The sequence below is a fragment of the Aeromonas encheleia genome (assembly GCF_900637545.1).
In the GTDB taxonomy this organism is placed as follows: domain Bacteria; phylum Pseudomonadota; class Gammaproteobacteria; order Enterobacterales; family Aeromonadaceae; genus Aeromonas; species Aeromonas encheleia.
This window is the reverse complement of record NZ_LR134376.1, coordinates 2,447,507-2,461,644: the sequence shown is the minus strand read 5'-3', so window position 1 is coordinate 2,461,644 and position 14,138 is coordinate 2,447,507. Positions and strand designations below refer to the sequence as shown.

The 14,138-nt window shown below is 59.5% G+C and carries 9 protein-coding genes; 2 read left to right on the top strand and 7 right to left on the bottom strand.

All coding sequences use genetic code 11. The features are described from left to right. The first annotated feature begins 228 nt into the window (after positions 1–228). Complete coding sequence (gene fadR / locus EL255_RS11425) at positions 229–942, top strand: fatty acid metabolism transcriptional regulator FadR (protein ID WP_042652303.1); 714 nt, start codon at positions 229–231, stop codon at positions 940–942. A 55-nt stretch (positions 943–997) separates the two neighbouring features. Here fadR and EL255_RS11420 read toward each other — a convergent pair whose 3' ends face one another. The 4 genes from EL255_RS11420 to EL255_RS11405 all read right to left on the bottom strand — a co-directional run bounded on the left by EL255_RS11420 (position 998) and on the right by EL255_RS11405 (position 8,232). Continuing rightward, on the bottom strand, positions 998–2,518 hold the full coding sequence (locus EL255_RS11420) for a SpoVR family protein (protein WP_042652302.1): 1,521 nt from the start codon (positions 2,516–2,518) through the stop codon (positions 998–1,000). Between the two features lie 10 nt (positions 2,519–2,528). After that, complete coding sequence (locus tag EL255_RS11415) at positions 2,529–3,800, bottom strand: YeaH/YhbH family protein (protein ID WP_042652301.1); 1,272 nt, start codon at positions 3,798–3,800, stop codon at positions 2,529–2,531. 25 nt (positions 3,801–3,825) lie between these two features. Beyond that, entirely contained in the window at positions 3,826–5,748 is a 1,923-nt protein-coding gene (locus tag EL255_RS11410; RefSeq protein ID WP_042652300.1) for a PrkA family serine protein kinase, read from the bottom strand. A 561-nt stretch (positions 5,749–6,309) separates the two neighbouring features. Then, positions 6,310–8,232 (bottom strand): RecQ family ATP-dependent DNA helicase, encoded by a 1,923-nt coding sequence (locus EL255_RS11405; protein WP_042652299.1) that lies wholly within the window; start codon positions 8,230–8,232, stop codon positions 6,310–6,312. A gap of 334 nt (positions 8,233–8,566) precedes the next feature. Between EL255_RS11405 and sstT the strand changes: the two genes are divergently transcribed. Then, the gene (gene sstT / locus EL255_RS11400) at positions 8,567–9,817 is read left to right on the top strand and encodes a serine/threonine transporter SstT (protein WP_042652298.1); all 1,251 of its coding nucleotides are present in this window, start codon (positions 8,567–8,569) and stop codon (positions 9,815–9,817) included. Positions 9,818–10,441: 624 nt separating this feature from the next. On the opposite strand, the gene EL255_RS11395 is transcribed toward sstT, so the two are convergent. The 3 genes from EL255_RS11395 to pabB all read right to left on the bottom strand — a co-directional run bounded on the left by EL255_RS11395 (position 10,442) and on the right by pabB (position 13,959). After that, entirely contained in the window at positions 10,442–11,743 is a 1,302-nt protein-coding gene (locus tag EL255_RS11395; RefSeq protein WP_042652297.1) for a serine/threonine transporter, read from the bottom strand. 216 nt (positions 11,744–11,959) lie between these two features. After that, the gene (locus tag EL255_RS11390; RefSeq protein WP_042652296.1) at positions 11,960–12,526 is read right to left on the bottom strand and encodes a CoA pyrophosphatase; all 567 of its coding nucleotides are present in this window, start codon (positions 12,524–12,526) and stop codon (positions 11,960–11,962) included. A 38-nt stretch (positions 12,527–12,564) separates the two neighbouring features. Then, entirely contained in the window at positions 12,565–13,959 is a 1,395-nt protein-coding gene (pabB, locus tag EL255_RS11385) for an aminodeoxychorismate synthase component I (RefSeq protein ID WP_042652295.1), read from the bottom strand. Positions 13,960–14,138 lie beyond the last annotated feature (179 nt).

The following is a 14,138-nucleotide window of genomic DNA, read 5'->3' as shown; positions in this document are numbered from 1 at the left end:
GATTTTAATCAAAGGAGCGCTAACTATAAATAACGGGGTGGCGCTTGCCCAGACGCGTTGCTGGTTTATCACCCCCTTTGGTGTTGACTGGCACCCATCTGGATTCCATATACATTTTTTTAACAAAAAGATCGGGTTAATGTGAGCAGAGGACCGACCTTCTGCTTGCCAGCATGTCCGGCTTTGCTATTATTCGTGAGCCTTTTTACGCACTACAAGAGTCACTACATGGTCATAAAAGCGCAGAGCCCCGCAGGGTTTGCCGAGGAATACATCATCGAGTCCATCTGGAACAATCGCTTTCCTCCAGGATCCATTCTGCCGGCGGAGCGCGAGCTGTCCGAATTGATAGGTGTGACTCGCACTACCTTGCGTGAAGTGCTGCAGCGTCTTGCCCGTGATGGCTGGCTCACCATCCAGCATGGTAAACCCACCAAGGTCAACAACTTCTGGGAGACCTCCGGTCTGAACATCCTGGAGACTCTGGCTCGGCTGGATCAGGACAAGGTACCGGACCTGGTGGCCCAGTTGCTGTCGGCCCGCACCAACATCTGCACCATCTTCATTCGTGGCGCCATTCGGAATAATCCCGAGCAGGCGGCCGAGATCTTGCGTGGCGCCGATGGGGTTGACAACTCCCCTGAGGCGTATGCCGAGTTTGACTACCGTATGCACCATCAGCTCTCATTTGCTTCCGGCAACCCTATCTACGCCTTGATCCTCAATGGCTTCAAAGGGTTGTACAGCCGCGTCGGGCGTTATTACTTCTCCGACAAGCAGGCGCGTGAGACGGCGGACGCCTATTACAAGACCCTGCTGGGGTTGGCCGAGACCAAGAATCACGAGGCCGTGTTCATGACGGTGCGCCAGTATGGCATCGAGTCAGGCAAGCTGTGGACTCGTCTTCGTCAGGATATGCCGAGCAACCTGTGCGATAACTGATCCGTATCGACTAAGAAAAAACGCGCCAACCGGCGCGTTTTTTTATGCCTCGACGTCAGGTGACGCCCTTGCGTTCCGGGCAACGCCCTATGATGTCGGCAGGCAGTTCTCCGTTATCTTGCTCCAGCACCACATCAAACCCCCACAGCTGATGCAGATGCCTGAGTACCTCGTGGCGCGACTCGCCGAGGGGGATCCGGTTGTGGGGCACATAGCGCAGGGTGAGCGATCGATCGCCCTTCACCGCCACGTTGTAGACCTGAATGTTGGGCTCCAGGTTGCTCAGATTGTATTGGGCCGACAGGGTATTGCGCACCAGGCGATAGCCCTCCTCGTTGTGGATGGCGGACACCTTGAGGTAGTTCTTCAGATCGTCATCGTCGATGGCGAACAACTTCATGTCGCGCATCACCTTGGGACTCAGGAACTGGCTGATGAAGCTCTCGTCCTTGAAGTTCTGCATGGCGAAGTGCAGGGTCTCGACCCAGTCGGTGCCAGCGTAGTCGGGGAACCAGTATCTGTCCTCCTCGGTGGGGTGTTCACATATGCGGCGCAGATCGGTGAACATGGCAAAGCCCAGAGCATAGGGGTTGATGCCGGAATAGTAACGGCTGTTGTAGGGGGGCTGATAGACCACGTTGGTGTGGCTGTGCAGCACCTCTATCATGAAGCGATCGCTGATCTTCCCCTCGTCATACAGATGGTTGAGGATGCTGTAGTGCCAGAAGGTGGCCCAGCCCTCGTTCATTACCTGGGTCTGTTTCTGCGGATAGAAGTACTGGCTTATCTTGCGCACTATCCGCACTATCTCGCGCTGCCAGGGCTCCAGCAGGGGGGCATTCTTCTCGATGAAATAGAGGATGTTCTCCTGCGGCTCGGGCGGGTAGCGCCTGTCCTCGACCCCGGAGGCCTTGTGCTGTTTGGGCAGGGTACGCCAGAGCTCGTTGACCTGGGTCTGCAGGTAATCTTCCCGCGCCTTCTGGCGCCGCTTCTCTTCGGCCAGAGAGATCTTCTGGGGGCGCTTGTAGCGATCCACCCCGAAGTTCATCAGGGCATGGCAGGAGTCGAGCAAGCGCTCGACGGCATCGATGCCGTGCTTCTCCTCGCACTCGGTGATGTAGTTCTTGGCAAACAGCAGGTAATCGATGATGGAGGAGGCATCGCTCCAGGCCTTGAACAGGTAATTGTTCTTGAAGAAGGAGTTGTGGCCATAGCAGGCATGGGCCATCACCAGTGCCTGCATTGGCATGGTGTTCTCCTCCATCAGGTAGGCGATGCAGGGATCCGAGTTGATGACGATCTCATACGCCAGCCCCATCTGGCCGCGCTTGTAGTTGCGCTCGGTGTGAATGAAGCGCTTGCCAAACGACCAGTGCTGGTAGCCGATGGGCATGCCCACACTGGAGTAGGCATCCATCATCTGCTCTGCGGTGATCACCTCTATCTGGTTGGGATAGGTATCCAGCCGATAAAACCTGGCGACCCGGGCAATCTCCTGGTGATAGATTTCCAGCAAATCGAAGTTCCAGTCAGGACCATCGTCCAGCGGCGCTATTTTTCTCGCGGTTTCTACCATATGACGTCCCTCAAGCCGCTTGCTTCTTGAACAGCTCACGGAAGACCGGATAGATGTCCTCCACCTTGCGGATGTGCTCCATCGCGAAGTGGGGGAATTGGCCAGCCACAGATTCGTATTCGTGCCACAGGGTCTGGTGGGCACGGGTGGTGATCTCGATGTAGGAGTAATAACGCACCCGCGGCATGATGTCGCGCATCAGGATCTCCCGGCACTGGGGCGAGTCATCCGCCCAGTTATCCCCATCCGATGCCTGCGCCGCATAGATGTTCCACTGATTGGCGGGATAACGCTCGTTGATGATGTCGTTCATCATCTTGAGGGCGCTGGAGACTATGGTGCCGCCGGTCTCCTGGGAGTAGAAGAACTCGTGCTCGTCCACCTCCTTGGCCTGGGTGTGGTGGCGGATGTAGACCACCTCCACGTTCTTGTAAGTCCGGCTAAGGAACAGGTAGAGCAGGATGTAGAAGCGTTTGGCCATCTCCTTGGTCGCCTGATCCATGGAGCCCGACACGTCCATCAGGCAGAACATCACCGCCTGGCTGGACGGCACCGGGCGTTTGACGAAGTTGTTGAACTTGAGATCGAAGGTATCGATGAAGGGCACGGCCTCGATCCGCCGTTTCAGCTCGCGGATCTCCTTCTCGAGCTGGGCGATTTCGGCAAAGTGATCGTTGGGTGCGCTGGTGAGCTGTGCGAGTCTCTCCTCCAGTTCGCGCAGTTGGCGTTTCTTGCCCGCCTGCAGCGCCATGCGCCGCGCCAGCGAGTTTTGCAGGGAGCGCACCACGTTGATGTTGGCCGGCACCCCGTTGGAGGTGTAGCCCGCCCGATAGGTTTTCATCTCCATCAGCTGGTTGAGCTGGGTTTTCTGCAGGCGGGGTAGCTCCAAGTCTTCAAACAGCAGATCCAGATACTCGTCTTTGGAGATCTGGAACACGAAGTCATCCGCCCCTTCGCCCTGATCCGAGGCCTGGCCTTCTCCGCCCCCCTGACCACTGCCCCCTCCCTTGGGCCGGTCAATCTTGTCGCCGGAGACGAACTGGTCGTTGCCGGGATGCACCATCTCGCGCTTACCGCCTTGCCCCTGATGGAAATGGGGCTCACCGATGTCCTTGGTCGGGATGCTGATGCTCTCGCCCTTGTCGACGTCCTGAATGCTGCGTTTGGAGACAGCATCCGAGACCGCTTGTTTGATCTGCTTCTTGTAACGGCGGATGAAGCGCTGCCGATTGACAGCGCTTTTGTTTTTGCCGTTGAGCCTGCGGTCGATAAAATGCGCCATAACTCCCCCTTGAACCACGGCAGGGTCAGGATGACTTGCGTACCCTGAGATACCATTCGGAGAGCAGGCGCACCTGTTTGCGGGTGTAGCCCTTCTCCATCATCCGTTCGACAAAGTTATCGTGCTTCTTCTGCTCCTCGGCCGAGGTTTTGCTGTTGAAGGAGATAACCGGCAGCAGCTCTTCCGTGTTGGAGAACATCTTCTTCTCGATCACGGTGCGCAGCTTCTCGTAACTGGTCCAGTTGGGGTTACGGCCCGCATTGTTGGCCCGTGCTCGCAGCACGAAGTTGACGATTTCGTTGCGGAAATCTTTCGGATTGCTGATCCCCGCCGGTTTTTCGATCTTCTCCAGCTCGCTGTTCAGCGACGACCGATCAAACAGCTGGCCGGTCTCCGGGTCGCGGTATTCCTGATCCTGGATCCAGAAATCGGCGTAGGTGACGTAACGATCGAAGATGTTCTGACCGTACTCCGAATAGGACTCGAGGTATGCGGTCTGGATCTCCTTGCCGATGAACTCCACGTAGCGCGGGGTCAGGTAGCCCTTGATGAACTCTAGGTAGCGATCGTGCAGCTCTTGCGCGAACTGCTCCCGCTCGATCTGCTGCTCCAGCACGTAGAAGAGGTGCACCGGGTTGGCGGCCACTTCCGCGTGGTCGAAGTTGAATACCCGGGAGAGGATCTTGAACGCGAAGCGGGTCGACAGGCCGTTCATGCCCTCGTCCACGCCTGCATAGTCGCGATACTCCTGGTAGCTCTTGGCCTTGGGATCCGTGTCTTTCAGGCTCTCGCCGTCATAGACCCGCATCTTGGAGTAGAGGCTGGAGTTTTCCGGCTCCTTCAGGCGGGAGAGCACGGAGAACTGACCCAGCAGCTCCAGGGTGCCAGGGGCACACTTGGCATCGGTCAGTTCGCTGTTGATCAGCAGTTTTTCGTAGATCTTCACCTCTTCCGAGACGCGCAGGCAGTAGGGCACCTTGACGATGTACACCCGGTCGAGGAAGGCCTCGTTGTTCTTGTTGTTGCGGAACTGCTGCCATTCAGACTCGTTGGAGTGAGCCAGCAGGATGCCGTCGAAGGGCAGGGCGGAGAGCCCCTCGGTGCCGTTGTAGTTCCCCTCCTGAGTCGCGGTCAGCAAAGGGTGCAGCACCTTGATGGGAGCCTTGAACATCTCCACGAACTCCATCATCCCCTGGTTCGCCTTGCACAGCGCGCCTGAGTAGGAGTAAGCATCGGCGTCATCCTGGGCATAGTGCTCCAGCATGCGGATATCGACCTTGCCAACCAGGGAGGAGATGTCCTGGTTGTTGTCATCGCCGGGTTCGGTCTTGGCGATGGCGATCTGATCCAGGATGGAGGGGTTGACCTTCTCCACCTTGAACTTGGAAATGTCACCGCCAAATTCGTGCAGCCGCTTGGCCGCCCAGGGCGACATGATGGGGCGCAGGTAGCGGTGCGGGATGCCGTACTCTTTCTCCAGGATCTCGCCATCTTCCTCGATGTCGAACAGGCAGAAGGGGTGATCGTTGACCGGCGACCCCTTGATGCGATAGATAGGCACCTTCTGCATCAGGGATTTGAGTTTTTCGGCCAGCGACGACTTGCCGCCACCGACGGGCCCCAACAGGTAGAGGATCTGTTTCTTCTCTTCCAGCCCCTGGGCGGAGTGTTTGAGGTAGGAGACGATCTGCTCGATGGCCTCCTCCATGCCATAGAAGTCTTTGAAAGCGGGATAGCGTGCGACGACGCGGTTGGAGAAAAGGCGGCTGAGGCGCGGATTGACCGAGGTATCGACCATTTCCGGTTCGCCGATGGCAACCAGCAGACGCTCGGCGGCGGAGGCGTAGCAGGATTTATCCTGTTTGCACATGTCCAGGAACTCCTGGATGCTGTACTCCTCCTCTCTGGCTTTCTCATACCGCTGTTGATAGTGCTCGAAGATGCCCATAACTTAGCCCTCGTTATAGTCGCTTACCCTGAAAAAGAGTGGATCACTACTTTTGTTCTGTTTTCCTCTTAAGCCTAGTCAACAGCCCCCAGTAATCCATCGCCATCATTGGTTTAAGTTTGCACGGGGCTTCCCGATCCTTGTGCGGGAAGGTGCAGTCAATGACATACCTATGTTACTGACTGTTAAATTATTTTTGCCACGACAGTGATGTAAATGTCAAAGACATAAAAAATAAATGTTTGTGTGGCAGGCAGGGAAAGCGGGGCGTTCACTTCTGATTTACGGAATGTCAGGCGGGACAAGGCTGGCGGGGGAAGCAGAGATATTTGATTTTCGTTTACGTTAACGTAATGCGTGTTGTTTTGTGTTTAAGCTCTAATTTTTACATTGACGCTACATTCTGGCTGCACTAGATTGGCCCTGTGTCGAGCAGTCATCGCTTTAGCAAGAGAGTGGGTGGCTGTGCAGATACTAAGCTCTGTTTAAGCACGTTTCCGTTGGCTTGACCCTCGCATCCGCGAGGGTCTTATTTTTTCGGCGTCCGGTAAACTTGCGCCATCAAGGCACGGCGGGGTACAGGCGGGAGACCGCCGTCAGCACCTCGGCGAAGGGATGCGTGGTCAACCGGCCGAAACCGGCCAGACTTTTTGCCTTGGCCTTGGTGGTCAGCGGGGTAGCGATGCCGCACAGGAAGCGGGTCAGGACCCGGGGATTTCGGGTTTGGCACAGGGCCACCAGGGGATCGCACCAGGCGCGCAAGCCGGCCTCGTTGGGCAAGCCCAGGGTCGGCAGCTGGGGCAGGATGGCAATCTCGCCCCGGCAAACGGAGCAGTGGCCGCAGTGGCTCGGCGCCTGCTCATCGGCAAAGTAGTGGGCCAGTTCATGGCTCAGGCAACGGGTCGAGGTAAAGAAGGCCAGCAGGGCCTGCAGCCGGGCCAGTTCACTTCGCTCCTTTTGCTCGAACAGGGCATGCAGTTGATCGGCCAGCGGCGCTATGTCCAGCTCCTGGCGCAATACCCGATAGACATCCGTCATCTGCTTGCTCTCCAGCTCGATCCAGCCCTGCTGCTGCAAATAATCCAGCGCGGCGGCACCGCGCTGCCGCTCCCCCTGATAACCCTGCCAGAGCGCATCGAAATCCATGGTGCACCAGCTGCGCGCCTGGGGGGCGCAGGCAAACAGCTGCTCCAGGAACTGGCGCCGATCCGGATTGAAGCGGGCCAGGATCTCTTGTTTGTCCAGCACGAACTTGAAGCGATATTCGGCGAAATAGCTGTAGGCCGGGGCAATGATCCCCGCCATCTCCAGGTAGACCAGCAGGGTCTTGAGCGGCAACTGGCGGATATTGGTCTCGTTGGAGAGGCGTAGCAGGCCAAATTCCCACTCGCTGCCGCTCTGTTGCAGGATCTCGAGCAAGGCCAGGATGGCGGTCCTGTCCGGCGTATCCCCGTAGACGAAGTTCTCCAGCACCGGCAACTGGGCGCGGCTGGCCAGCACGGTGCAGCGGGAGGGGTGACCATCCCGTCCGGCACGGCCGATCTCCTGGCTGTAGTTCTCGATGGACTTGGGCAAGTCGTAGTGGATGACCCGGCGGATATCGGCCTTGTCGATGCCCATGCCAAAGGCGATGGTGGCGACGATGCAATCCAGTCGACCCGCCATGAAGTCATGCTGGATCTGGCTGCGCAGGGCAGGATCCAGCCCGGCGTGATAGGCGCTGGCGCGGATGCCGATGGCCTGCAGCTGCTCTGCACACTGCTGCGCGCTGTGTTGCAGGGTGACGTAGACGATGGTGGGGGACTTGGGGTCTCGTTGCAGTTCGTCGCGCAACCAGCCATCGCGCGCCGGGCCAGCCAGGGGGATGACGGCGAGATCCAGGTTGGCGCGATAGAAACCTGTCACCACCAGATCCTCTTCCTCGATGGCGAACTTGGCCTGCATGTCTGCCATGACCGCCGGGGTGGCGGTGGCGGTGAGCAGCAACACCTGAGGAATATTCAGCTCGCGGCGATGATCCGGCAGCTTCAGGTAGTCGGGGCGAAAATTGTGGCCCCACTCGGAGATACAGTGCGCCTCGTCCACCACTAGCAAGGAGAGTGGCACCTGGGCGATGAAGCGGCGAAAGCGCTCGTTCTTGAGCCGCTCCACCGAGATCATCAGGATCTTGAGCTGACCGTCACTGGCCTGCTGCATCACGCGGCGGCTCTCCTCCACGGTCTGGCTGGAGTCCAGGGTCGCGGCGGCAATGCCCTTGCCGCGCAAGAAGGCGAGCTGATCATGCATCAGTGCGATCAGCGGGGAGATGACCAGGGTCAGATGAGGCAATGCCAGTGCCGGCAGCTGATAGCAGAGGGACTTGCCGGAGCCGGTGGGGAAGATGGCCGCCGCACTCTTGCCGGCCAGCAGGCGGCTGATCACCGCTTCCTGGCCGGGTCGCAGTTGATCGAAGCCGAAGTGTCGGGTCAACAGGGTGGGGATCATGGCAGGGCTCCAGCACAAAGAGCGGCATGATAGCACGTTGGCGTCGGCTCGGCCGATGAACGGACTGGAATGGCTATTATTTGACCGTGGTTGATATTGTGTTATCACCTTGTTGTAGATTTTTTGTGAGGTGACCCTGATATTTTTCAGTGATTATGTGGAAAAAAACGGTGGCAGATGGGATATTCCTTGTCCGCAGCCCCGCGCGTATTTGGACGGATCCAGAAGAAGATCTGCCAAGAGGGATCGCCGTCAGTGTGCCGGCATCCCGGCGTGTGGCAGGTTGCCAACAGGACTATTGATTCACGCACCTTGAGTGCACAGGGACTATTTGATGACACAACAACACCCCCTCATACGACTGGTCAACAGCACCAGTCTGGTTAGCCAGATCCTGGTCGGTCTGGTACTCGGTATCCTACTTGCTATGTTCATGCCGGAATGGGCCAAGGCGGCGGGTCTGCTTGGCAGCCTGTTCGTCGGTGCCCTGAAGGCGGTCGCCCCGCTGCTGGTCTTCGTGCTGGTGATGGCGGCGATCCTCGGCCACAAACAGGGTCAGAAGACCAGCATTCGCCCGCTGCTCGCCCTCTATCTGTTTGGCACCTTCGCCGCCGCCGTGGTGGCCGTGGTGGCCAGCTTCCTGTTCCCCTCCAACCTGCATCTGGTCGCCAACAGCGCCGATATCACCCCGCCGGGTGGCATCACCGAAGTGCTGCAGACCCTGCTGTTCAACGTGGTCACCAACCCGGTGAAGGCGCTGATGGACGCCAACTACATCGGCATCCTGGCCTGGGCCATCGGTCTGGGCATCGCCATGCGTCACGCCAACGAGAGCACCAAGGCACTGATCTCCGATCTGTCCCACGGGGTCTCCACCATCGTCAGGGCGGTGATCCGCTGCGCGCCGCTCGGTATCCTGGGTCTGGTGGCGTCCACCCTGGCCGAGACCGGTTTCGGTGCCCTGCTCGGCTATGCCCAGCTGCTGGTGGTGCTGATTGGCTGCATGCTGTTCATCGCCTTGGTGGTCAACCCGCTCATCGTGTTCTGGAAGATCAAGCGCAACCCCTATCCGCTGGTGCTGACCTGCCTGAAAGAGAGCGGTGTGACCGCCTTCTTCACCCGCAGCTCTGCCGCCAACATTCCGGTCAACATGGCGCTGTGTGAAAAACTGCGTCTGCCGGAAGATACCTATGCGGTCTCCATTCCGCTGGGGGCGACCATCAACATGGCCGGTGCCGCCATCACCATCACTGTGCTTTCCATGGCGGCGGTGCACACCCTGGGGATGGAAGTGGATCTGGCGACCGCCGTGCTGCTCTCCGTGGTCGCGACCATCAGTGCCTGCGGTGCTTCCGGCGTGGCCGGTGGCTCCCTGCTGCTGATCCCGCTGGCGTGCAGCCTGTTTGGCATCAGCAATGACATCGCCATGCAGGTCGTGGCCGTCGGCTTCATCATCGGGGTGCTGCAGGATTCTGCCGAGACTGCGCTCAACAGCTCCACCGACGTGCTGTTCACCGCAGCCGCCTGTATGGCCGAGGATGAGACACTGCTGGATGCAGCGCCGCTCTCTCGCCGCGAAGCCTGATAACCGCGCGTCAAACCGCCAGAAACGCCCTCCCCGGAGGGCGTTTTTTTATGGCCGCAAAAGAGGGCGAGGGGATGGGGGATTTGCCCTGGCAGGCTAGCCGGTGGTTGTTCGTTGTTCGCCTTGCCTTGAACCCGTCACTTCGGTGGGCCTAGATGCCACCAGACTTGGAGTCTTGGGGGCAGCTAACCGCAAGCGGCTCAGTGGCACGAGTGCCCCGCTGACATCCCATCTCGACTGGGGCTCGATGGGTTTCGAGCCGGGGACTCGCACCAGCACTGCGCATGGAGATGGGCTACGACAGGTCTTAGGGGCGCTGGCTGTGGGGGAGAGGATATGGCTCTTCTGTCACTTATGGTGCCAAGCGCCCCGCCCTTTCCATGTCCTCGATGACTTCCCTTGTCCCTCTCGGATGTCGGGTGCTTTAGGGTATGGGGCCAGGGTTCGGCGACTGGCGCTTAAAGAGGGGCTGCCAGGATCCCAATAGCAGAGCGGGGGGCGTAGGAGTGTCGCGATCAGGGGGCGATTACCAATCCAGAGTGCGCAGGCCATGGTGCCAATACAGGCAATAAAAAATGCCCGCCATCACTGGCGGGCATCTGCTTGTTGGCTAGGCCGAGAGGATTAGCCGAACAGCTGATACAGGATGGCGGAGATGGCAATCAGCCCCATGATGGTGACGAACAGGTTGCTGATATGACCCTGATACTTCGCCATGGCCGGCACACGCTTGATGGCGTACATCGGCATGAGGAACAGGATGGTGGCGATGATGGGGCCGCCCAGTGACTCGATCATGCCGAGGATGGAAGGGTTGATCACGGCCACGCCCCACAGGGTCAGGATGAAGAAGGCGATGATGAACAGCTCAACCTTCTTGGAGGTTGCACCCGTCTTGCCGGCGCTGCGCATCTGCTGGTTGATCATGCCGCGCAGACCTTCACGGGCACCCAGATAGTGGCCGAAGAAGGAGGAGACGATGGCAACGAAGGCGACCAGCGGACCGAAGTAGGAGATGATCGGGCTAGAGTGCTGGTTAGCCAGGTAGGAGAGCACGGCGATGTTCTGGGACTTGGCTTCCGCCAGCTGGGCCGGGGTCAGGCTCATCACGCAGGAGAAGACGAAGAACATCACGAAGCCCAGCAGGATGGCTGCGGTACGCTTGAGGATGGCATCGGACTTGGCGACGGCATTGTCACCGTAGTCGCGGCGCTGGGCCAGGGCGAAGCTGGAGATGGCCGGGCTGTGGTTGAAGGAGAACACCAGCACCGGGATGGTCAGCCACAGGGTGGTCGCGAAGTCCTTGGTGGAAGGCACCTGGGCCAGGGCTGCACCGGTCCAGTCCGGGATCAGATAGAGGGAGATGCCCGCCAGGATGGCGATGAGCGGGTACACCAGCATCTCGGTGACCTTCAGCATCAGTTTCTCACCGGCCAGCATGACCGACATCATCCCCATGATCAGCACGATGGAGAGGATCCAGCGCGGAGGCGCCGTCATCTGCAGCTGGTTGACCAGGAAGCTTTCCACCGTGTTGGTGATGCCCACCCCGTAGATCAGCACGATCGGGTAGATGGCGAAGAAGTAGAGCAGGGTGATTAATTTACCGGCACCGACGCCGAAATGCTCTTCCACCACTTGGGTGATGTCGGCATTGGGGTTCTTGGAGGAGAGCACGAAGCGGGCCAGCCCACGGTGGGCGAGGTAGGTCATGGGACCCACCAGCAGGGCCATCACCACCAGTGGCCAGAAGCCACCCATGCCGGCGTTGATGGGCAGGAACAGGATACCGGCCCCGACGGCGGTACCGAACAGGCTGATCACCCAGGTGGTGTCCTGCTTGTTCCAACTGCGAGATTGCAGGGAGCGGGTACCTTGCTCCTGTGTGGCCGCGACGTCTTGTGCGCCGGTGACAGTATTAGACATGTGTCTTACCCCGAATGTGTAGTTTTGATTGAGTCGGCGCAAGAATACTTTTTTTTTAATCAAAAATGTTGATCAGATTCACCTTTATGAGGCGCAACCCCGTACTTTCTTATAAAAATGTGATCAAAAGAATAAAAAATCAAAATCTCTTTATCATATTCAATGTTAGTTGAGTGTTAATTGGATAATTTTTCATCCGGCGAGGTTGTCGGAATGTTATTTTGACAGGTGCGCGGAGAGCTGGCGAATCATGCTGGCGGTCGCCCCCCAGATGAAAGATTGCTGCCAGGGGATCCAGTAGATGGTGTGGTGCTTGCCGGCCCTGGGGATGGTCAGGGTGATGTGGTGCGCCAGATCCAGCACATGGTTGAGCGGCACCTCGAAAGCCTGCTCCACCTCATCGGGGCTCAGCGTGAGCTGGTAATCGGCGTCGACCATGGCCAGCACCGGCAACACGTCGTAGAGGGAGATGGTGTTGAGCGGGGTGAGGCTGCCGATGACGTGGATCTTGGATGAGGGGATCCCCAGCTCCTCCCGGGTTTCCCGCAGGGCGGTGTGGATCAGGCTCTCGTCCTCCGGATCCTGGCGCCCACCGGGGAAGCTGATCTGCCCCGGGTGGTGGCGCAGCTGCGCGCTGCGACGGGTCAGCAGCAGCTGCAGCCCGGTGGGGCGCTCCACCAGGGGGAGCAGCACAGCCGCCGGCTTGAGCCCGGCCAGCATCAGCCGATGTGCCGGGGCAGGGCGCTGCAGCAGAAACCGGGTCAGCAGTTCGGCACTGTCCATCTTGATGTTTCCCTCCCTGTGGGCGGTGCAAGGGGCCGTCACTGGCGCAGGGCATCCAGCAGCGGCAAGATACGGGCGACCTTGTCGTAGGTCTCCTGATACTCGCTGTCTGCGTCCGAGTCGGCGATGATGCCACCCCCCGCCCAGCAATGGAGCCGTCCGGCTTCGGCGATCAGGGTGCGGATGCAGATGCTGGTGTCCATCCGGCCGTGCTGGCTCAGGTAGCCGATGCTGCCGCAATAGGCATTGCGCCGCTGGGGCTCCAGCTCCTCGATGATCTCCATCGCCCGGATCTTGGGCGCCCCTGTGATGGAGCCGCCGGGGAAGCAGGCGCGCAGCAGATCCACCCCCTGCCAGCGAGCATCCAGTTCACCATGAATGGTGGAGACCAGGTGATGCACGGCGGGGAAGGACTCCACCGCAAACAGGTGCGGCACGCTGACGCTGCCGGGGCGGCTCACCCTGCCGATGTCGTTGCGCAGCAGATCCACGATCATCAGGTTCTCCGATCTGTCCTTGTCGGCGCTGGCCAGTTCGAGGGCACTGGCCTGATCTTGCTGCGGATCGGCAAGCCGTGGGCGGGTCCCCTTGATTGGCTTGGTCTCGATATGGCGGCCGTCGAGCAGCAGGAAGCGCTCCGGCGACAGGCTCAAGATGGCACTCTCTGGCAGCCGGATGAAGGCCGAGAAGGGGGCCTTGTTGGCGGCGCTGAGGCTGAGATAGGCGGACCATTCATCCCCCCGATAGGGGGCGCTGAAGCGCTGGGTGAGGTTGATCTGATAGCAATCCCCCGCCGCCAGGTAGGCTTGGATACGGGCGAATTTCTCACCGTATTCGGCCCGGCTCATGTTGCTCTGCCAGGACCCCTGCAAGGAGAAGGCCTCTTGCGAGGTACAGGAAGGGGCCGTTTGCGTCAGCTGCGCCTCTAGCCATTGCAGCCGGCTGGCGAGCCCCGCCTCGTCCCCCCAATGCACCAGCTGCCAGGCGCCGGTCGCCACCTCCCGCAGCAGTGCCCAGTCGTAGATCCCCACCGCCATGTCCGGCACTCGGATGTCGGCGCTGGCCTGCGTTGGCAGACGCTCGAACCGCCGCCCCAGATCATAGCCAAAGAGCCCGAGGGCACCGCCGATAAAGGGCAGTGCACAGGCCTCCTGCGTCAGCTCCCCCAGCAAGGCGCGTTGGGTGCTGGCGAGCAGGCTGAGGGGATCGCCATCATGATGCTCGACGGTGTTGCCACGGCGCAGGCAGGTGTTGGCACCGCGGGTTTCCAGGGTGGCGAGGGGATCGGCGCTGAGGATGTCGAAGCGGTTGTCGGCGCCCTGGGCACCGGCTGACTCCAGCAAGATGGCCCAGGGTTGCGGTTGCAACCGGCCAAACAGCTCGTGGAGCGATCTTTGCGGGTCGAAATGGTGGATATGCAGTCTTGGTTTCATTTTTTGTTACACAGGCAACAGTTTGCACCCAGCTCCCTAGCCGGTACGGGAGCTCAAGCGTATCATAGCCGCCGGAATTTTTAGAAAAAACACGCCGTTGTCTCTCGGCCCCGCGGACGTTTTTCGCAGGCCGAGAGCCCGGCTCATATGGAAGCCCTTGCTCGCGTTTGCGAAGACAA